At 64.8% G+C, this 18,628-nt stretch carries 16 protein-coding genes; 4 read left to right on the top strand and 12 right to left on the bottom strand.

Translation table 11 applies throughout. The features are described from left to right. Positions 1 to 124: 124 nt before the first annotated feature. The 8 genes from rseP to rpsB form a co-directional block, all read right to left on the bottom strand. Positions 125 to 1,258, bottom strand: a complete 1,134-nt coding sequence (rseP, locus tag K7G82_RS03625; RefSeq protein WP_222988481.1) for an RIP metalloprotease RseP — start codon at positions 1,256 to 1,258, stop codon at positions 125 to 127. Beyond that, the gene (locus K7G82_RS03620) at positions 1,255 to 2,412 is read right to left on the bottom strand and encodes a 1-deoxy-D-xylulose-5-phosphate reductoisomerase (RefSeq protein WP_222988480.1); all 1,158 of its coding nucleotides are present in this window, start codon (positions 2,410 to 2,412) and stop codon (positions 1,255 to 1,257) included. The genes rseP and K7G82_RS03620 overlap by 4 nt, the downstream gene beginning before the upstream one ends. Beyond that, positions 2,409 to 3,221: a phosphatidate cytidylyltransferase gene (locus K7G82_RS03615; protein ID WP_222988479.1), complete on the bottom strand. Its 813-nt coding sequence runs from the start codon at positions 3,219 to 3,221 to the stop codon at positions 2,409 to 2,411. The genes K7G82_RS03620 and K7G82_RS03615 overlap by 4 nt, the downstream gene beginning before the upstream one ends. Then, on the bottom strand, positions 3,218 to 3,964 hold the full coding sequence (locus tag K7G82_RS03610) for an isoprenyl transferase (protein WP_222988478.1): 747 nt from the start codon (positions 3,962 to 3,964) through the stop codon (positions 3,218 to 3,220). Before K7G82_RS03610 ends, K7G82_RS03615 begins: the two co-directional genes overlap by 4 nt. Next, positions 3,961 to 4,518, bottom strand: coding sequence for a ribosome recycling factor (gene frr / locus K7G82_RS03605; RefSeq protein ID WP_222988477.1), 558 nt, complete (start codon positions 4,516 to 4,518; stop codon positions 3,961 to 3,963). Before frr ends, K7G82_RS03610 begins: the two co-directional genes overlap by 4 nt. A gap of 3 nt (positions 4,519 to 4,521) precedes the next feature. Continuing rightward, positions 4,522 to 5,247 (bottom strand): UMP kinase, encoded by a 726-nt coding sequence (gene pyrH, locus K7G82_RS03600; RefSeq protein ID WP_222988476.1) that lies wholly within the window; start codon positions 5,245 to 5,247, stop codon positions 4,522 to 4,524. Positions 5,248 to 5,406: 159 nt separating this feature from the next. Then, positions 5,407 to 6,333 carry a translation elongation factor Ts gene (gene tsf / locus K7G82_RS03595; protein ID WP_222988475.1) on the bottom strand — a complete coding sequence of 309 codons (927 nt, stop codon included), beginning with the start codon at positions 6,331 to 6,333 and terminating at the stop codon, positions 5,407 to 5,409. A gap of 82 nt (positions 6,334 to 6,415) precedes the next feature. Next, positions 6,416 to 7,225, bottom strand: a complete 810-nt coding sequence (rpsB, locus tag K7G82_RS03590) for a 30S ribosomal protein S2 (RefSeq protein ID WP_222988474.1) — start codon at positions 7,223 to 7,225, stop codon at positions 6,416 to 6,418. Between the two features lie 260 nt (positions 7,226 to 7,485). Between rpsB and K7G82_RS03585 the strand changes: the two genes are divergently transcribed. Beyond that, positions 7,486 to 7,716: a hypothetical protein gene (locus tag K7G82_RS03585; protein ID WP_222988473.1), complete on the top strand. Its 231-nt coding sequence runs from the start codon at positions 7,486 to 7,488 to the stop codon at positions 7,714 to 7,716. On the opposite strand, the gene K7G82_RS03580 is transcribed toward K7G82_RS03585, so the two are convergent. Together K7G82_RS03580 and K7G82_RS03575 are read right to left on the bottom strand one after the other, a co-directional pair. Continuing rightward, positions 7,682 to 8,461, bottom strand: a complete 780-nt coding sequence (locus tag K7G82_RS03580) for a CDP-alcohol phosphatidyltransferase family protein (protein ID WP_222988472.1) — start codon at positions 8,459 to 8,461, stop codon at positions 7,682 to 7,684. The two genes, K7G82_RS03585 and K7G82_RS03580, sit on opposite strands and share 35 nt — an antisense overlap. Then, positions 8,458 to 9,189 (bottom strand): phosphatidylserine decarboxylase, encoded by a 732-nt coding sequence (locus K7G82_RS03575; RefSeq protein WP_425517242.1) that lies wholly within the window; start codon positions 9,187 to 9,189, stop codon positions 8,458 to 8,460. The genes K7G82_RS03580 and K7G82_RS03575 overlap by 4 nt, the downstream gene beginning before the upstream one ends. Positions 9,190 to 9,346: 157 nt before the next feature. On the opposite strand from K7G82_RS03575, the gene K7G82_RS03570 reads away from it, so the two are divergent. Together K7G82_RS03570 and K7G82_RS03565 are read left to right on the top strand one after the other, a co-directional pair. Beyond that, positions 9,347 to 10,567 carry an NADP-dependent isocitrate dehydrogenase gene (locus K7G82_RS03570; protein WP_222988470.1) on the top strand — a complete coding sequence of 407 codons (1,221 nt, stop codon included), beginning with the start codon at positions 9,347 to 9,349 and terminating at the stop codon, positions 10,565 to 10,567. A gap of 139 nt (positions 10,568 to 10,706) precedes the next feature. Continuing rightward, positions 10,707 to 12,317, top strand: coding sequence for a bifunctional GNAT family N-acetyltransferase/carbon-nitrogen hydrolase family protein (locus K7G82_RS03565; RefSeq protein ID WP_222988469.1), 1,611 nt, complete (start codon positions 10,707 to 10,709; stop codon positions 12,315 to 12,317). A 9-nt stretch (positions 12,318 to 12,326) separates the two neighbouring features. Here the strand turns inward: K7G82_RS03565 and ybaL are convergent, their stop codons facing one another. Next, complete coding sequence (gene ybaL, locus K7G82_RS03560) at positions 12,327 to 13,952, bottom strand: YbaL family putative K(+) efflux transporter (RefSeq protein WP_222988468.1); 1,626 nt, start codon at positions 13,950 to 13,952, stop codon at positions 12,327 to 12,329. Between the two features lie 117 nt (positions 13,953 to 14,069). Here ybaL and K7G82_RS03555 point away from each other — a divergent pair, with 117 nt between their 5' ends. Further along, on the top strand, positions 14,070 to 15,842 hold the full coding sequence (locus tag K7G82_RS03555) for a cation:proton antiporter domain-containing protein (protein WP_222988467.1): 1,773 nt from the start codon (positions 14,070 to 14,072) through the stop codon (positions 15,840 to 15,842). An 8-nt stretch (positions 15,843 to 15,850) separates the two neighbouring features. Here the strand turns inward: K7G82_RS03555 and alaS are convergent, their stop codons facing one another. Next, positions 15,851 to 18,511 (bottom strand): alanine--tRNA ligase, encoded by a 2,661-nt coding sequence (alaS, locus tag K7G82_RS03550; RefSeq protein WP_222988466.1) that lies wholly within the window; start codon positions 18,509 to 18,511, stop codon positions 15,851 to 15,853. Between the last annotated feature and the right edge of the window lie 117 nt (positions 18,512 to 18,628).

The raw sequence follows: 18,628 nt of genomic DNA, 5'->3' as shown, positions 1-18,628 counted from the left end.
CCCTGAAATAACGCACCGCCCCGCCGGCGGCTGAACCTTGGTTTAGCGGATCGCCCCACCACCGAAAGCAGATGCTTTCAGTGGATATGATCCACCAGCAGCGCACTGCCCTGCCCGATCACCGTCAACCGATCAAGCGCGACAGGCTTTCCCAGACACCGAAAGACGACAAATCGTTGAAGGTGACGAACATCATCAGCGCCAGCAACGCGAGCATGCCCGAACGGAACGCCCATTCCTGAGCCACCGCGCCGACGGGTTTCCGCCGAACCGCTTCGATCGCGTAGAAAAGCAAATGTCCGCCATCCAGCATTGGAACTGGCAACAGGTTGATGAATCCCAGATTAATCGAGATGAGCGCGACGAACCAGATGAAGGTCTCCGGCCCGATCGACGCCATCTCTCCCGAAGCCTGCGCGATCTTGAGCGGTCCGCCAAGCTCCTTCACGGAGCGCCGTCCGGTGATGATCTGACCGATTCCATCGACCATCATCGTCAGGATGCTCTTGATTCGCGACGCCGCGACGCCTGGTGCCTCGATCAGCGAAACCGGCTCGATCACCGGCCGCGCATTGATGATGCCGAGCTGGCCCAATGCGTGGCGATTGCCGAACCGATCCTCCTCGAATCGCACGCCGGCGACGATATCGAGCGTACGAACCGCCCCGTCGCGCTCGATCCGCACCGCCATATGCTCGTTCGGCCGCATCCGCACATAGCCCGCCACATCGTCGAACACCGCCATCGATCGCCCATCGATCGCGATCACCCGGTCCCCCGTGATCATGCCGCCCTTCGCGGCCGCCGATCCGGCGACAACCTGCTCTGCGACCGGCAGGGTCCGGCTTTCGCCATAGGCCAGCGCAAAACCCATCAGGATCAGGAAGGCGAACAGGAAGTTGATCGCCGGTCCTGCGAACACGATCAATGCGCGCTGCCAGACCGGCTTGGCCTGGAAGGTCCGCGCGCGTTCCTGCGGCGGCAGCGCCAGCCAATCGGGCGATGGCTGGCTGACCGCGTTCATGTCGCCCGCGAAACGCACATAGCCCCCCAAAGGCAGCCATGCGAGCTTCCAGCGTGTGCCGCGCTTGTCGGTCCAGCCCTTGATCTCCCGGCCGAAACCGATCGAGAAGGCCTCGATCTTCACGCCGAACCAGCGGGCGACGAAATAATGGCCAAGCTCGTGCACGAAGACGAGCGGCCCGATGACCAGCAGAAAGGCCAGGATCGTCAGCGGAATTCCAGGGTTTTCAGTCACAGGCAATGTGTCTTGAGGCCCTCTTCGGCCAGAATGCGCGCTTCGCGGTCAATCGCGAACACCTCTTCGAGCGTCGCGGGGTCCGCAGGGTCATAGCGCTCCAGCGTGTCCACCACAACCGCCACGATATCGAGAAAGCCGATCCGGCGATCGAGAAAGGCGCGGACGGCGACTTCGTTCGCCGCGTTGAGGATCGCGGGGCGCGCGGCGCTGCCTTCCAACGCGTCTCTCGCCACCGCCAGAGCGGGAAAACGCTCCATATCGGGCTTTTCGAAATCCAGCCGCCCCAGCGTCGTCAGATCCAGCGGTTCGCACGGCGTTCCCATGCGCGCCGGCCAGGCGAGCGCATATGCGATCGGCGTGCGCATATCGGGCGTGCCGAGCTGCGCCAGCACCGAACCGTCGACATAATCGACCATCGAATGGATGACCGACTGGGGATGGACAACGATTTCGATCCGTTCGGAGCCCACTGGGAAAAGGTGATGCGCCTCGACCAGTTCGAGCCCCTTGTTCATCATCGTCGCCGAATCGATCGAGATCTTCGCGCCCATCGACCAATTGGGATGCTTGACCGCCTGTTCAGGCGTGACCGACGCCATGTCCGCCCGGCGCCATTCGCGAAATGGCCCGCCGCTGGCGGTCAGGATGATGCGACGGACACTGTCTAGATCGCTGCCCTCCAGACATTGGAAGATGGCATTGTGTTCGGAATCGACAGGCAGCAGCGTCGCCTGATGCCGCCGCACGGCATCGGTCATCAGCGTGCCTGCCGAAACCAGCGCCTCCTTGTTGGCCAGCGCGATCGTCCCGCCCCGGCGAACCGCCTCCATCACCGGCGGCAGCCCCGCGCAGCCGACGATCGCCGCCATCGTGAGATCCGTGGGGCGGGCAGCCGCCTCGGCAACCGCCCCGGCCCCCGCCGCCGTTTCGATGCCGGTCCCCGCGAGTGCATCGCTGAGCGCCCGATGGCAGGTTTCGTCGGCAACGACGGCGAGCTTTGCCCGCGTCCGCCGCGCGGCGGCGGCCAGCCGCTCGACGTCGCAATTGGCGGTCAGCGCCTCGACGCGAAACCGCTCGGGATTTCGCTCGATCAGATCGAGCGTCGATCCGCCCACCGACCCGGTGGCGCCCAATATCGTGATGCTTTTCATAACATGCCGTCTGCGAGAATGAGCAGCGCGACCATCGGCGCGACCGGCACCAGGCCGTCGAGCCGGTCGAGCACGCCGCCATGGCCAGGGAGCAGCGTTCCGCTGTCCTTCACCCCGGCACGGCGCTTGAGCGCGCTTTCGAAAAGATCGCCGCCTTGCGCGACCACGGCAAGCACCAGGCTTGCAAGCGCCAAGCCCAGCGGAATGCCACCCCAGTGCGCGAATGCGAGTCCCGTGAACACTGCCGCGATCATGCCCCCGGCCAACCCCGACCATGTCTTGCTCGGGCTCACAGCCGGCATCAGTTTCGGCCCGCCGATCGACCGGCCGGCGAAATAGGCACCGATATCGGTGGCCCAGACGATCGCCAGCGTCCAGAAAGCGAGGATCAGGCCGCTATCCTGGCCCCGGATGAACAGCAGCGCCATCGCCGGCAACGAGACATAGACGACGCCGGCCGCAAGCTGGGTGCGCTGAGTAACGATGCCGGTGAAAAAGGTCGCAGCCGCGATCAGGCCAACGGCGAAGAAGCCGGGGCCGGCGGCCAGCGGCGAGATGATAGCGAGCGGGATCGACGCGGAGAACATCGCGATCCGCTTCTGCGACTGGCCGGCGCCCGCGAGATCCGCCCATTCGGAGAGCATGAGCAAGGATGCGACGCTGATCAGGATCCAGAATATGGTGCCGCCCGCGTAAAGCGCTGCGACCGCGACGGCGATCAGGATGATCCCGACAACCGCGCGACGGGGAAGATCTGAAGGTTTGCGCGGTTCAGGTCCCGGTTCAGACGCTGGCTCGGGCGCGGTCATAACCCTCCGAAACGCCGCTCGCGCTGGCCGAACTGCCCGATCGCGGCGGCAAGCGCGTCGCGGTCGAAATCGGGCCAAAGCGTGTCGACGAACATGAGCTCGGCATAAGCGGCCTGCCACAGGAGAAAATTCGAGAGGCGCTTTTCGCCCGATGTGCGGATCAGCAGATCGAGCGGCGGCAAGTCGCTCGTATCGAGGCGCGCCTCGACATCGGCATCGTTGATCGTCTGCGGATCGATTCGCCCCGCCACCGCATCGGCTGCGAAGCTGCGGATCGCGCGGACCAGTTCGTCCTGCGCGCCGTAATTGAGCGCGATCACGAGTGTCGTCCGGCTATTCTCCGCCGTACGGGCGATCGCCGAGTCGATCAGCGAGACGATATCGGGGGACAGCGCACGATAGTCGCCGATCACGCGCAGCCGTACGCCCGCCTCGGCCAGTTCGTCGATATCGTCGATGATGAAGCGGCGGAGCAGCCCCATCAGATCGCCGATTTCGCTGGCCGGGCGACGCCAGTTCTCCGAGGAGAAGGCGTAGAGCGTCAGCACCTCGATGCCGAGATCGCCCGCCGCGCGAACCGTGCGTCGAGCCGCCTCCACGCCTTGCTTATGACCCGCGACGCGCGGCAGCAGCCGCTTCTTCGCCCAGCGGCCGTTGCCGTCCATGATGATGGCGACATGGCGCGGCGCACCGCCCTTACCCGCCGCCGAGGCTGGATCGGCTTTGGCGACCGCCTGATTCACTGACCGAGGATTTCCTTTTCCTTGGCCTGCGCTGCGGCGTCGATCTCGCCGATCGTGCTGTCGGTAAGCTTCTGCACCTCGGTCTCGAGGCGCTTGCGCTCATCCTCGCTGATCTCGTGCTTCTTTTCGTCGGTCTTCAGGCTGTCCATGCCGTCGCGGCGCACATTGCGCGCCGCAATCCGTGCCTTTTCAGCATATTGGCCGGCAAGCTTCGCAAGTTCCTTGCGCCGTTCCTCGGTCAGATCGGGGATCGGCAGACGCAGCGTCTGTCCGTCGACGATCGGATTGAGGCCAAGGCCGGCGGAGCGGATCGCCTTGTCGGTGGGGCCGACATTGCTGCGATCCCACACCTGGACCGAGATCATGCGCGGCTCGGGCACCGAGACCGTCGCCACCTGGTTGAGCGGCATATGCGCGCCATAGACCTCCACGGTCACCGGATCGAGCAGCGATGCGGATGCACGGCCGGTCCGCAGGCCGCCCAGATCGTGCTTCAGCGATTCGACAGCACCGTGCATGCGGCGCTCCAGATCGGCCTTGTCATAGGCGGGCATCGGTCATCCTTTCTCGTTCTGAACGATCGTGGCGGTTCCATCACCCGCAAGCACGCGGGCCAGATTGCCCTCGTCGCGAATGTTGAAGACCACGATCGGGATATTGTTGTCGCGGCACAGCGCCACCGCGCTGGCATCCATCACCTTCAGATCGTCCGACAGGACCTTGTTGAAAGTGACTGTTTCATAACGGGTCGCGGTTGCGACCTTCTTGGGATCGGCATCATAGACGCCATCGACCGACGTGCCCTTGAACAGTGCGTCGCACTTCATTTCGGCGGCACGCAGCGCCGCCGCGCTGTCGGTCGTAAAATAGGGATTACCGGTGCCGGCCGCGAAGATGACCACGCGGCCCTTCTCCAGATGCCGCTCGGCGCGCCTGCGGATGAAGGGCTCGCACACCGTGCTCATCGGAATGGCGGACTGGACGCGGGTGTCGACGCCGATCTGCTCAAGCGCGTTCTGAACCGCCAGCGCGTTCATCACCGTCGCGAGCATGCCCATATAATCGGCGCTGGTACGCTCGAAACCGGCATCGGCCGCAGCCAGGCCACGGAAGATGTTGCCGCCGCCGACGACGATGCAGAGTTCGAATCCGTCCTCCCGCGCCGCCTTGATCTCGCCCGCGACGCGAGCGACGGTGCCGGGGTCGATACCGAATTGCCCCTGCCCCATCAGCACCTCGCCCGAGAGCTTGAGCAGGATGCGATTGAAGCGTTGCCGGGTCATCAGCGCCAAATATTCCGATCAGGACAGGAAAGTGGCGCGGACCTTAGTCAGCCCGCGCCCCAAAGCCAAGTGTGGCTATTGGTGGATTTTTTGTGCAGCCATGCTGCATCCGCGCGCCACCCCCGAACCAACGGAGATGGCGCGCGGGAAATGCGCGATTTAGGCGACGCCTGCAGCCGCGGCGACTTCGGCGGCGAAGTCGCTGGTTTCCTTCTCGATGCCTTCGCCGAGCTGGAAACGGACATAGTCCTTGAGGACGATCTCGCTACCGGCTTCCTTGCCGGCGGCGGCGACGACGTCCGAGATCTTCGTCTTGTTGTCCATGACGAAGAGCTGGCTGAGCAGAGCGTTTTCCTTGCGGAACTTCGCGATCGAACCCTCGACCATCTTGGCGACGATCTCGGCGGGCTTGCCCGATTCGGCGGCCTTTTCGGTGGCGATCGCGCGTTCGCGCTCGACCATCGCCGAATCCAGGCCATCTTCGTTCAGCGCCAGCGGGAAAGCGGCGGCGATGTGCATCGCCAGTTGCTTGCCCAGCGCTTCGAGCTTGTCGGCCGGCGCGGCGCTCTCGAGCGCGACGAGCACGCCGATCTTGCCCATGCCCGGCGCCGCGGCGTTATGGACATAGGAGACGACGGCGCCCTGATCGACCGACAGCGCGCGCGTGCGACGCAGATTCTGGTTCTCGCCGATCGTGGCGATGTTGCTGGTCAGCTTCTCGGCGACGGTCTCGCCATTGCCGAAAGCGGCGGCGGCCAGCGCGTCGATATCGCCATTGGCGTCGAGCGACAGCTTCGCGACGGTGCCGACGAATTCCTGGAACTGCTCGTTCTTGGCGACGAAGTCGGTCTCGGAATTGACCTCGACGGCAGCGCCCTTGGTGCCGGCGACAGCGACGCCCACCAGACCTTCAGCGGCGGTGCGGCCCGCCTTCTTCGCGGCGGCGGCCAGGCCCTTGGTGCGCAGCCAGTCGATCGCGGCCTCGATGTCGCCGTTGGTTTCGGCGAGCGCCTTTTTGCAATCCATCATGCCCGCGCCGCTGCGGTCGCGCAGCTCCTTCACGAGTGCGGCAGTGATTTCCGCCATGGTCTCTTCCTTTTCAGATCGGTTGAATGGAGGCGGGCGCCGTGAAGCGCCCTACCCCGCCAATATTTCAGTCAGACGACGCTCAGGCGTCGCTCTGAACCTCGGTCTCCGCGGCAGCGGCGGCCGGAACCTGCTGGTCCTCGGTCAGCGCGGGCTCGGCCGGCGGCACGGCGAAGGCGCCGATGTCCTGGCCACGCGCCTGGGCAGCGCCCTGGTTGCCACGGGTCGCGGCAGCGGCGACGGCGTCGCAGTAAAGGCGGATGGCGCGGCTGGCGTCATCGTTCGCCGGAACCGGGAACGCGATACCGTCGGGCGACACGTTCGAATCGAGGATCGCGACGACGGGGATGCCGAGCGTGTTGGCTTCCTTGATCGCCAGCTCTTCCTTGTTGGCGTCGATCACGAACATCACGTCGGGAATGCCGCCCATGTCGCGGATACCGCCGAGCGACAGCTCGAACTTGTCGCGCTCACGGGTGAGCTGCAGCACTTCCTTCTTGGTCAGGCCGTGCGTGTCGCCCGAAAGCTGCTCCTCAAGTGCCTTGAAGCGCTTGATCGAGTTGCTGATCGTCTTCCAGTTGGTGAGCATGCCGCCCAGCCAGCGATGGTTGACATAATGCTGGCCCGCGCGACGGGCGGCCTCGGCGATCGGCTCCTGCGCCTGGCGCTTGGTGCCGACGAACAGCACCTTGCCGCCACGGGCAACGGTCTGGTCGATGAAGTCGAGCGCGCGCGCGAACAGCGGCACGGTCTGCGACAGGTCGATGATGTGCACCCCGTTACGGTCGCCGAAGATGTACGGCTTCATCTTGGGGTTCCAGCGGTGGGTCTGGTGGCCGAAATGCGCGCCGGCCTCGATCAATTGCTGAATGGTGACGACAGGTGCCGCCATGGTCTTTCTCCTTCCGGTTGGTCCGCTGGGAAGCAAGAACCGTGAACAGGCCACGGCACCGGTATGTGCGCTTCCCATGTGGGATGGGCGGGGCGCTTAGCGCCGTACCGAGTGGAAATCAAGCCCGGGGGGCCGCTTGACAACGGAACAAATCAAGAACATAAGCGATGAAACCGGAACAAATCGGCACGCAATCGCGTTGTCCGCAGCAGTTCCGGCCCCGTGTCCGCCTGGCGGACCGGAGATGCAGGAGGATCGCAATGGCTGGGTTCGCGTCTTATTTGCTGTTCGTCGCCGGACTGATGACCGGCCTTGGCGTCATCGTCTTCACGCTGGTCGATCGCTGGGATGCGATCCTGGCGGCGCTTGCCGGTGAGCAGATTCCCCACCGCGCGCAGGTGGTCTCCCGCCATGTCGTGCGCATGCGGCCGAAGGCCCGCACCTATCGCCCCGTTCCTAGCCGGCAGCAGATCCGGCGCGCAGCCGCCTGACCTTGGCATAGCTGCGTACGCCGAACGGGATCATCGCGACATAGAGCACGCTGATCGCGGACAGGGTGGCCCAGGGCGCGGACAGCAACGCCGCACCGAGCAATCCGACAATGGCGATCGCTTCCAGCCGGATGTTCCGGCGCAAGCGGAGTGATGACCAGCTGAAGGTCGCGACGTTCGAGATCATCAGGAACGCGACGAAGACCAGCCAGGGCGCGACCACCCAGACTTCGCGCATCACGGCAGCCGGTTCGCCCAGCCACAGCCATACGAACATCGGCAGCAGGGCAAGCCCCGCTCCGGCCGGCGCCGGCACGCCGGTCAAGAAGCCAGCCGATTTATGCGGCTGTTCCGTGGCGTCGATATTGGCGTTGAAGCGGGCGAGGCGAAGCGCACAGCACACGGCATGGGCAAGCGCCAGCACCCAGCCGAACTGGGGCAGATGTTGCAACGACCAGAGATAGATGATGATCGCAGGCGAAACGCCGAAGGCGATCACGTCCGACAGCGAATCGAGCTCGGCGCCGAAACGGCTTTCCCCCTTGAGCAATCGGGCGATGCGCCCGTCCATGCCGTCCAATATGCCCGCGACGATGATCGCGGCGGCCGCCCTTTCCCAATCCCCGGCGATGCCGAAACGGATGCCGGTGAGCCCGCAGCACAGCGCGAGCGCCGTGACCGCATTGGGGGCCAGCGCACGCAGCGGAATGCCACGGCGCGGCGGCGCGATGCGCTCCTCGCTCATTGCGGAATGGCGTCCTGCGGTTCTCCGCGGCCCAGCACGCCCAGCACGGTCTCCCCTGCGACGCAGCGCTGGCCGAGCGTCACGCGCGGCGCGGTTCCCTCCGGCAGATAGACGTCGACACGGCTGCCGAATCGGATCAGGCCGACGCGCTGACCGGCCGCGACGATGTCACCGGGTTTCACGAACGGCATGATGCGGCGCGCGACGAGGCCGGCGATCTGGGTGAAGCCGATCCGCACACCGTCCCGATCCTCGACCAGGATATGCTGGCGTTCGTTATCCTCGCTCGCCTTGTCGAGATCGGCATTGAGGAATTTGCCCGAAATATAGACGACCTGCTTGATCGTGCCGCCGATCGGCGCGCGATTGATATGCACATCGAACACACTCATGAAAATCGAGACGCGGGTGAGCGGCGCATCGCCCAGCCCGCCCGCCCCTGCCAGCTCGCGCGGGGGCAGCACGGTCTGGATCAGCGTCACCATGCCGTCGGCGGGCGCGATGATCAGCCCTTCGCCGCGCGGAACCGAGCGCACGGGATCGCGGAAAAAGGCGGCGATCCACAGGGTGATCCCGGCCATCGGCCAGGCCAGCGTCTCCCACGCCATGAAGGCGAAGAAGGCGGTGATCGCACCCGAGATGAGGATGAATTTGCGACCCTCCGGGTGAACACTCGGCCAGCGCCATTTGACGCCGCCGGCCATCGCCGTGCTTTCCGGCTGTTTGATTTCCTTCATCCACTCTCTTTAAGGGGGCATCCGACGGGTGACAACGCTGCTGTACGGCACGCGCCCTTGCGCCCTTCCCGACGCCGTCCCGGTTGATTGCCGGTGCCCGCGCCTATAGGGGGCTTGCAAACTCCCTGGGAAAGAAAGCGAGCAACGCATGGCGAAGATCAAGGTGAAAACTCCCGTCGTCGAGATCGACGGCGACGAAATGACCCGAATCATCTGGCAGTGGATCCGGGAACGCCTGATCCTCCCCTATCTCGATATCGACCTGGAATATTACGACCTCGGCATCGAGAAGCGTGACGAGACCAACGACCAGATCACCGTCGACGCGGCGAAGGCCATCCAGAAATACGGCGTCGGCGTGAAGTGCGCCACCATCACCCCCGACGAGGCGCGCGTCGAGGAATTCGGCCTGAAGAAGATGTGGAAGTCGCCCAACGGCACGATCCGCAACATCCTGGGTGGCGTCGTCTTCCGCGAGCCCATCGTGATCCAGAACGTGCCCCGCCTTATTCCGGGCTGGACGGATCCGATCGTCGTCGGCCGTCACGCCTTTGGCGACCAGTATCGCGCCACCGATTTCCGCGTGCCCGGCCCCGGCAAGCTCAAGATGGTTTGGACCGGCGAGGACGGCCAGCAGATCGAGGAGGAAGTGTTCGACTTCCCGTCGTCGGGCGTCGCGATGGGCATGTACAATCTCGACGATTCGATCCGGGATTTCGCGCGCGCCAGCATGAACTACGCGCTCGACCGCAAATGGCCGCTCTACCTCTCCACCAAGAACACCATCCTCAAGGCTTATGACGGCCGCTTCAAGGATCTGTTCCAGGAAGTGTTCGACGCCGAGTTCAAGGACAAGTTCCGCGACGCCAACATCGTCTACGAGCATCGCCTGATCGACGACATGGTCGCATCCGCGCTCAAGTGGAACGGCCGCTTCGTCTGGGCCTGCAAGAATTACGACGGCGACGTCCAGTCCGACCAGGTCGCGCAGGGCTTCGGTTCGCTCGGCCTGATGACCTCGGTCCTGATGACGCCCGACGGCAAGACGATCGAGGCGGAAGCCGCGCACGGCACCGTCACGCGCCACTACCGCATGCACCAGCAGGGCAAGGCGACGTCCACCAACCCGATCGCGTCGATCTTCGCGTGGACGGGCGGCCTCAAGTTCCGCGGCAAGTTCGACGACACGCCCGATGTGGTGCGTTTCGCCGAAACGCTCGAGGAGATCTGCATCAAGACCGTCGAGGACGGCGGCATGACCAAGGACCTCGCGATCCTGATCGGCCCCGATCAGGCGTGGATGACGACCGAGCAGTTCTTCGAGGCGATCCGCGTGAACCTCGAAAAGGCGATGGCCGACTGGAAGTAATTCCGGACGGACCCGCGAAAACAGGGGCCTCGGCGAAAGCCGGGGCCCTTTTTTTGTTCCGGGTGCGATCCCTTGGCCCTATTGCGCGTTCTTCGCACGATGGCCCTGGCCACCTATGACAGAAAGGCAGTTCCGATCCATGGCGCGCACCGGCAAGACCCGTCTCGAAGTCCGCAACGCGGCGCCGTCGGATGTGGTGGGCATCCAGCGCCTGATCGCGCGCGCCTATCCCGAATTGCCCGGCTACACCCAGGGCGTACTTCGCGGCCAGATCAACAATTACCGGGAAGGCGTGTTCGTCGCGGTCTATGACGGCAAGATCGTCGGCTATTGCGCGTCGATGCGCGTGCCGGCCGCGCTGGCTCTGGGCGCGCATGACTGGGACGAGATCACCGGCAACGGCTTCGGCTCGCGCCATGATCCCACCGGCGACTGGCTCTACGGCTACGAGATGTGCGTCGATCCCAAGCAACGCGGCTTCAGGATCGGCCAGCGGCTATATGATGAGCGCAAGGCGCTGGCCGAGCGGCTCGATCTGTCGGGCATCGCCTTTGGCGGCCGAATGCCCAATTATTCGCGCCTCAAGCGCCGGCTGGACGGCCCTGACGACTATGTCCGCAAGGTGATCGAAGGAAAGATCGCTGACCCCGTCATCGGATTTCAGCTGAAGAACGGCTACGAATATATTGGAATATTGAAGAATTATCTGCCTGAAGACAAGAAATCCGCTGGCAATGCCGCACATATGGTGTGGCGCAATCCCTATGTCGAAGCGGATGCGCCCAAGGAATTCAGGGTTCCGCGCGGCGTGGAAAGCGTGCGGCTGGCGACCGTCCAGTTCCAGGCGCGCGCCGTGGCCAGTTTCGAGGAATTCGTGCGCAGCGTCGAATATTTCGTCGACGTCGCATCCGAATATCGTTCCGATTTCGTTGTCTTTCCCGAGCTGTTCACGCTGCCGCTATTGAGCTTCGAGACGCGCAAGCTGTCGCCGATGGAGGCGATCGACGCGCTGACCGCCTATACGCCCCGGATCACCGCCGAACTCAACCGCATGGCGCTGGAATACAACATCAACATCATCGGCGGATCGCACCCGACGCGCGCCGAGGATGGCGACATCCAGAATGTCGCCTATGTCGCGCTGCGCGACGGATCCACCCATGCGCAGGAGAAGATCCACCCCACGCCCAACGAGCGCTACTGGTGGAACATCAAAGGCGGCGATTCGATCGACACGATCCAGACCGATTGCGGGCCGATCGGCGTGCTGATCTGCTATGACAGCGAATTCCCCGAACTCGCGCGGCGGCTGGTCGATCAGGGTGCGCGGATCATCTTCGTCCCCTTCTGCACCGACAGCCGCCAGGGCTATCTACGCGTCCGTTACTGCAGCCAGGCGCGCGCGATCGAGAACCAGTGTTTCATGGTGCTCTCGGGCAATGTCGGCAACCTGCCCGGCGTCGACAATATGGACATCCAATATGCGCAGAGCTGCATCCTGACGCCCTGCGATTTCCCCTTCGCCCGCGACGGTATCGCGGCGGAAGCCACCGAGAATGTCGAGACGCTGACCATTTCCGACGTCAATCTGGCGGATCTCACCTGGGCGCGCGCCGAAGGCACCGTCCGCAATCTCAACGACCGGCGCTTCGACCTTTATCATATCGAATGGGACACCGCCCACGCGCATCCGGATACGCTTCCTGTCGGCCCCGCCCCCGCCGAGAAGCACAGCCCCGGCGGCGGCTGACGGCTTCGCTCAGCGGCCGATCAACGCCTGATCGATCATCTTGCGGGCGATTTCGCGCTCGCCCATGATCGTCAGGTCCGCGCCGAGCTTCTGGAGATGCGCGATCTCGTCATCGGAATGCGCGCGCGCGACGATGCGGATCTTCGGGTTGAGCTTGCGCGCCTGCGCGACGATCTGCCCGGCTTCGAAACTCTGGGGAATCGCGACGAACAACAGGCGGGCATCACCGATCTCGGCCCTTTTGAGCAGATCGGCATTGGCGGCGTTGCCGCATAGCACCGTCGCCTTTTCGTCGTCGGGGAGCGCCAGCGCATCATCCTCCATTTCGACGATGGTGACCTTCTCGCCAGCCTCCAGCAGGCTCTCGCCCACCGTCCTTCCCACGCGGCCATAGCCGACGAGCACGACATGGCCGGCGATCGCGGGCCTGGGGGGCCCGCCGATCGCATGCCCACCCTCGCCCACGACCTTTCCGATCACCCTGTCGATGATCACGAACAGCAGCGGATTGAACATGATCGAAATGATCGCGCCCGCCAGGATCAGATCGCGCGCGTCCGCCGGGATCAGCTTGAGCGACGATCCCAATGTGGCGAGAATGAACGAGAACTCGCCGATCTGCGCGAGGCTGGCCGAGATGGTCAGCGCGGTCTTGTCCGAGCGGCCAAAGGCGCGGACGATCGCATAGGCCGCGACAGACTTGCCCAGGATGATGATCGCGACGGTCGCGACCAGCGAAAGCGGATCGGTGATGAGGATATAGGGATTGAACAGCATCCCGACCGATACGAAGAATAGCACCGCGAACGCATCGCGCAGCGGCAGGGTTTCCTCACCCGCGCGCTGGCTGAGCGGCGATTCCGCCAGGATCATGCCCGCGAAAAAGGCGCCGAGCGCGAAGGAGACGCCGAACAGCATCGCCGCGCCGAACGCCACGCCCAGCCCGATCGCCAGCACCGCCAACCGGAACAGTTCTCGCGATCCGGTATGCGCGACATGGTGCAGCGCCCAGGGAATGACGCGCCGGCCGACGATCATCATGAAGGCGACGAAGGCGACGACCTTGCCGATCGTGATCGCCAGCGTCGTGCCGATCGAATGGTCGCCGCTGCCGCCGCCCGCGAGCGCCGGCAGCAGGACGAGCGCCAGGACCATCACGAGATCCTCGACGATCAGCCAGCCGATCGCGATCTTGCCCCGCTCGGTATCGAGGATCCGGCGTTCCTGAAGCGCGCGCAACAGCACCACGGTACTGGCGACCGACAGGGCCAGGCCGAATACGAAGCCGGCGGTCGTGTCCCATCCCAGGAGATAGGCGAGCCCCATGCCGAGCAGCACCGCCACCGCGATCTGCACCAGCGCGCCGGGAATCGCGATATTCTTGACCGAGAGGAGATCGCGGACCGAGAAATGCAGCCCCACCCCGAACATCAGCAGGATCACGCCGAGTTCGGCCAGTTCGTTGGCGATCGCCTGATTGGCGACATAGCCCGGCGTGAAGGGGCCGACGACGACGCCGGCGAGCAGATAGCCGACCAACGGCGAAATCCGGAGGCGGAAGGCGAGCGCTCCGAAGATGAAAGCGAGCGTCAGGCCCGCGACGATGGTTGCGATCAGCGGCGTTGCGTGAGGCATCAGTTCTCCAAGAATGTTCCTCTTTGCTAACGACTGGATTCGAAGATTGCGACCCCATCGCAATGCTTTTTCTACCCAAAAGCTGGAAATCGGCGATCGCAGCCGCAATGATGCCTCATGGCAATTCCCGTTGAATCACATGCGCTGAGCGATTCGCTCGTCATTCTGGGCGCCGCCGGTCTGGTGATCCCGGCCTTTGCGCGTTTCCGTATCAACCCGGTGATCGGGTTCATCCTGGTCGGCATGCTCGTCGGTCCGTCGGGACTGGGATCGCTCGTCGGCCAGGCGCCCTGGCTTTATCATTTCACGATCACCGACGCGCATTCGATCGAACCCTTCGCGGAACTCGGCATCATCCTGCTGCTGTTCTCGATCGGGCTCGAACTCTCGTTCAAGCGCCTGTGGAACATGCGCCGGCTGGTGTTCGGGCTGGGCGCCGCCGAACTGGCGCTGTCGGGCCTGGTGATCGCGCTGGCCCTCGCGATGATCGGGCAGAGCTGGGCCGGCGCCATCGGGCTGGGGCTGGCGCTGGCGCTGTCATCCACCGCACTGGTGCTGCCGATGACGGGCACGACAAGCCCGGTGGGCCGGTCCGCTTTCTCGATGCTGCTGTTCGAGGATCTGGCGCTCGTCCCGATCATCTTCGCGCTGGGCGCGCTGGCGCCCTATGCCCAGAGCGACGGCGTCGACAATCTCGTCAGGACGCTCTGGCTGGGCGGCCTCACCGTCGCCGCGATGATGGTGCTCGGCCGGCTGCTGCTGCCGCGCCTGTTCGCGCAGGCGGCACGCACCAAAAGCCCCGAACTGTTCCTGTCCGCCAGCCTGCTCGTCGTCATCCTCGCCAGTATCGCGACCACCGCCGTCGGCCTGTCGCCGATCGTCGGCGCGTTGCTCGCCGGCCTGCTGATCGCCGAGACCGAATATCATACCGAAGTCGAGGTGATGACCGCGCCGTTCAAGGGGCTGGCGCTGGGCGTGTTCCTGATCACCGTCGGCATGAGCCTGGACGTTCGCGTGATCGCGGAGAACTGGCTGCCGCTGCTGACCGCAGTTGTCGGCGTGGTGATCGCGAAGACGGTGATCACCACGCTGATCCTGCGCTTCAGCGGCGAACGGTCTGCGGTCGCCGCCGAAACCGGGCTGCTGATGTCGTCGCCATCCGAAACCACGCTGATCGTGCTCGCCGCTGCGGTGAAGGCGCAGCTCATCACCCAGCAGACGGCAGCTTTCTGGCAGATCGTCACCGCGCTGGGGCTGACCATCACGCCATTGCTCGCGCGTGTCGGCCGCGATGTCGCTCGCCGCGTCGAACTGCGCGACGCACCGGCGGAGGAAGCGCATGACGAGAGCACGCCGCGCGCGATCGTCATCGGCTTCGGCCGCGTCGGATCCTTGGTGTCGGACATGTTGAAGGCGCATGGCAAGCCGATGGTCGCGGTCGATGCCGATATCGATGCCGTCGCGCGGGCGCGGAAGGCGGGCTATCCCGTCATCTTCGGCGATATCGGCCGGCCGGGCATGCTCGACCGGCTGGATCTCGGCAATGCCGGCGCGGTGATCCTGACGATGGACGATCCGGTGCAGGTCGTGCGCATCACCACTCAGGTCCGCAAACGCTACCCCGATCTCACCATCGTCGCGCGCGCGCGCGACACCGATCATGCCGCCGAGCTCTATCGCGCGGGCGCCACCGATGCGGTTCCCGAAACGCTGGAAAGCTCGCTCCAGCTATCCGAAGCGGTTCTGGTCGACCTGGGCGTCGCCATGGGGCCCGTCATCGCCTCGATCCACGAAAAGCGCGACGAGTTCCGCAAGCTCATCAAGGATCATGGCGAGCTCGACCGCGAACCGCGGCTGAGGCGCACGAGGCTCAGTGAAGTGAAGGGCTGAACGGGCCGTCAGGCCGGCACGGACTCCAGAACGCTCCGCACCGCAGACAGGGCATCAGCCGCCTTGTCGCCATCCGGACCGCCGCCTTGCGCCATGTCCGGGCGGCCGCCACCGCCCTGACCGCCCAGCGCCGCGACCGCCGCCTTGACGAGATCGACCGCACTGACCGCGCCGGTCAGATCGGCGGTGACGCCGACCGCGACCGAGGCACGCCCGTCATTGACGGCGACCAGCGCAGCGATGCCCGAGCCGAGCCGCGTCTTCATCTCGTCGACCGCGCCGCGCAGCCCCTTGGGATCGAGCCCTTCGACCACCTGACCCAGGAAGGCGTGACCGCCGACCTGATCCGGCCCCGCCGCATCGCCCCCGGCGGCACCGCCGCCGCCCAGCGCGAGCGCCTTTTTCGCGTCGGCCAGTTCGCGTTCGAGCCGCTTGCGCTCGTCGAGCAGCGCGGCGACGCGCGCCGGCACTTCGTCGGGCGAGGATTTGAGCGTGGCCGCCGTTTCCTTCAGCCGCTCGTCGCGGGCGTTCAGCCACACGCGCGCGCCCTCGCCCGTCAGCGCCTCGATCCGGCGGACGCCGCTCGAAACCGCGCTTTCGGAGATGATCTTGAAGATCGCGATATCGCCGAGCGCGTTGACATGGGTGCCGCCGCACAGCTCGACCGAATAGCTCTTGTCCGCGCCCGCCCCCATCGAGAGCACGCGCACCTCGTCGCCATATTTCTCGCCGAACAGCGCGAGCGCACCGGCCGCGACGGCATCGTCGGGCGTCATCAATCGCGTCGAAACGCTCTGGTTGCCGCGGATCTGCGCATTCACATCCGCCTCGATCTCGGCGATCTGCGGCGACGTCAGCGCCGAGGGATGCGAGAAATCGAAACGCAGACGATCGGGCGCGACCAGGCTGCCCTTCTGCGTCACATGGCCGCCCAGCCGATCGCGCAAAGCCGCGTGCAGCAGGTGAGTGGCCGAGTGGTTCGCGCGCAGCGCGTCGCGGCGCGCGACGTCGATCGCAAGGCGAACCGTATCGCCGACAGCGACGCTGCCCGTATCGATACGCGTCTTGTGCGCATGCAGCCGGCCAAGCGGCTTCGACGTGTCCTCGACCACCGCCTGCAGGCCGCGATCGCTGGAGATCGTGCCGGCATCGCCCATCTGGCCGCCGCTCTCGCCGTAGAAAGGCGTCTGGTTGGTCAGGATGGTGACCGCATCGCCCGCCTCGGCGCTGTCGACGCGCGCACCGTCCTTGACGATGGCAACCACCTGCCCTTCGCCATCGCTAGCGGTGTAGCCGGTGAATTCGGTGCCGCCGAGTTCCTCGGCGATATCGTACCAGACCTCGTCCGACGCCTTGTCGCCCGATCCCTTCCACGCCGCGCGCGCCGCCGCCTTCTGCGCCGCCATCGCGGAATCGAAGCCGGCCCGATCGACGGTCAGGCCGCCGACGCGGAGCGCATCCTCGGTCAGGTCATAGGGGAAACCATAAGTGTCGTAGAGCTTGAACGCGGTCTCGCCGGGCAGCACATCGCCTTCGTTCATGCCCGCCGTCGCCTCGTCGAGCAGGCGCAGCCCGTTCGACAGCGTCTGGCGGAATCGCGTCTCTTCCTGCAGCAGCGTCGCCTCGATCAGCGGCTGGGCGCGCACCAGTTCGGGGAAGGCGCCGCCCATTTCGGCCACCAATGACGAAACCAGCCGGTACATCAGCGGTTCCTTGGCGCCGATCAGATGCGCGTGGCGCATCGCGCGGCGCATGATCCGGCGCAGCACATAACCACGCCCTTCATTCGCGGGCAGCACGCCATCGGCGACCAGGAAGCCCGCCGAACGCAGGTGATCGGCGATCACCCGATGGCTCGCCTTGAATTCGCCATCGGTGGCGGTGTGGGTCAGCGCGCCGCTTTCGGCGATCAGCGCCTTGAACGTGTCGGTATCGTAATTGTCGTGAACGCCCTGAAGCACGGCGGCGATGCGCTCCAGCCCCATGCCGGTGTCGATGCTCGGCCTGGGCAGGTCGCCGATGATCTGATCGGCCTCCTGCACGAACTGCATGAAGACGAGATTCCAGATCTCGACGAAACGATCGCCATCCTCGTCGGGCGAGCCCGGAGGGCCGCCGGGGATATGATCACCATGGTCGTAGAAGATTTCCGAGCACGGCCCGCAGGGCCCGTCCGATCCCATCGCCCAGAAATTGTCCTTGGTCGGAATGCGGATGATCCGGTGATCGGGCAGGCCCGTGATCTTCTTCCACAGATCGAACGCCTGATCGTCGGTATGATAGACGGTGGCGGTCAGCCTTTCGGCGGGGATGCCCCATTCGCGGGTCAGCAGCGTCCAGGCGTGGATGATCGCCTGTTCCTTGAAATATTCGCCGAAGCTGAAATTGCCCAGCATCTCGAAAAAGGTGTGATGCCGCGCCGTATAGCCGACATTGTCCAGATCATTGTGCTTGCCGCCGGCACGCACGCATTTCTGGCTCGACGTCGCCAGCGAATAAGGCCGCTTCTCAAGCCCGGTGAATACGTTCTTGAACGGCACCATGCCCGCGTTCACGAACATGAGCGTCGGATCATTATGCGGCACCAGTGGCGCGGACGGCACGCGCGCATGACCGGTGCTCTCGAAATAGTCGAGGAATGAGCGGCGGATGTCGTTGGTCGATGTCATGAGCGCGACTTAGAGCAGATCGTGAAAAAGTGGGAACCGGTTTTTGTATCGGCAAGCGCCGCGCCCGAAAATTCCCGATTTTCCGAAGAAAACGGCGCCGCGGTCGGAGAAAATGAC

The sequence above is a fragment of the Sphingomonas colocasiae genome (assembly GCF_019880585.1).
GTDB lineage: Bacteria > Pseudomonadota > Alphaproteobacteria > Sphingomonadales > Sphingomonadaceae > Sphingobium_A > Sphingobium_A colocasiae.
Note: the sequence above shows the minus strand (reverse complement) of the source record. Positions and strands in the feature narration are given on the sequence as shown.

Excerpts from the sequence above, each read along its gene's own strand:
- tsf (WP_222988475.1), bottom strand. The coding sequence starts at position 6,333 with ATGGCGGAAATCACTGCCGCACTCGTGAAGGAGCTGCGCGACCGCAGC.
- K7G82_RS03585 (WP_222988473.1), top strand. The coding sequence starts at position 7,486 with ATGGCTGGGTTCGCGTCTTATTTGCTGTTCGTCGCCGGACTGATGACC.
- K7G82_RS03555 (WP_222988467.1), top strand. The coding sequence starts at position 14,070 with ATGGCAATTCCCGTTGAATCACATGCGCTGAGCGATTCGCTCGTCATT.
- pyrH (WP_222988476.1), bottom strand. The coding sequence starts at position 5,247 with ATGACCCGGCAACGCTTCAATCGCATCCTGCTCAAGCTCTCGGGCGAG.
- K7G82_RS03580 (WP_222988472.1), bottom strand. The coding sequence starts at position 8,461 with ATGAGCGAGGAGCGCATCGCGCCGCCGCGCCGTGGCATTCCGCTGCGT.
- rpsB (WP_222988474.1), bottom strand. The coding sequence starts at position 7,225 with ATGGCGGCACCTGTCGTCACCATTCAGCAATTGATCGAGGCCGGCGCG.
- K7G82_RS03615 (WP_222988479.1), bottom strand. The coding sequence starts at position 3,221 with ATGACCGCGCCCGAGCCAGCGTCTGAACCGGGACCTGAACCGCGCAAA.
- K7G82_RS03620 (WP_222988480.1), bottom strand. The coding sequence starts at position 2,412 with ATGAAAAGCATCACGATATTGGGCGCCACCGGGTCGGTGGGCGGATCG.
- K7G82_RS03565 (WP_222988469.1), top strand. The coding sequence starts at position 10,707 with ATGGCGCGCACCGGCAAGACCCGTCTCGAAGTCCGCAACGCGGCGCCG.
- K7G82_RS03570 (WP_222988470.1), top strand. The coding sequence starts at position 9,347 with ATGGCGAAGATCAAGGTGAAAACTCCCGTCGTCGAGATCGACGGCGAC.
- frr (WP_222988477.1), bottom strand. The coding sequence starts at position 4,518 with ATGCCCGCCTATGACAAGGCCGATCTGGAGCGCCGCATGCACGGTGCT.
- alaS (WP_222988466.1), bottom strand. The coding sequence starts at position 18,511 with ATGACATCGACCAACGACATCCGCCGCTCATTCCTCGACTATTTCGAG.
- ybaL (WP_222988468.1), bottom strand. The coding sequence starts at position 13,952 with ATGCCTCACGCAACGCCGCTGATCGCAACCATCGTCGCGGGCCTGACG.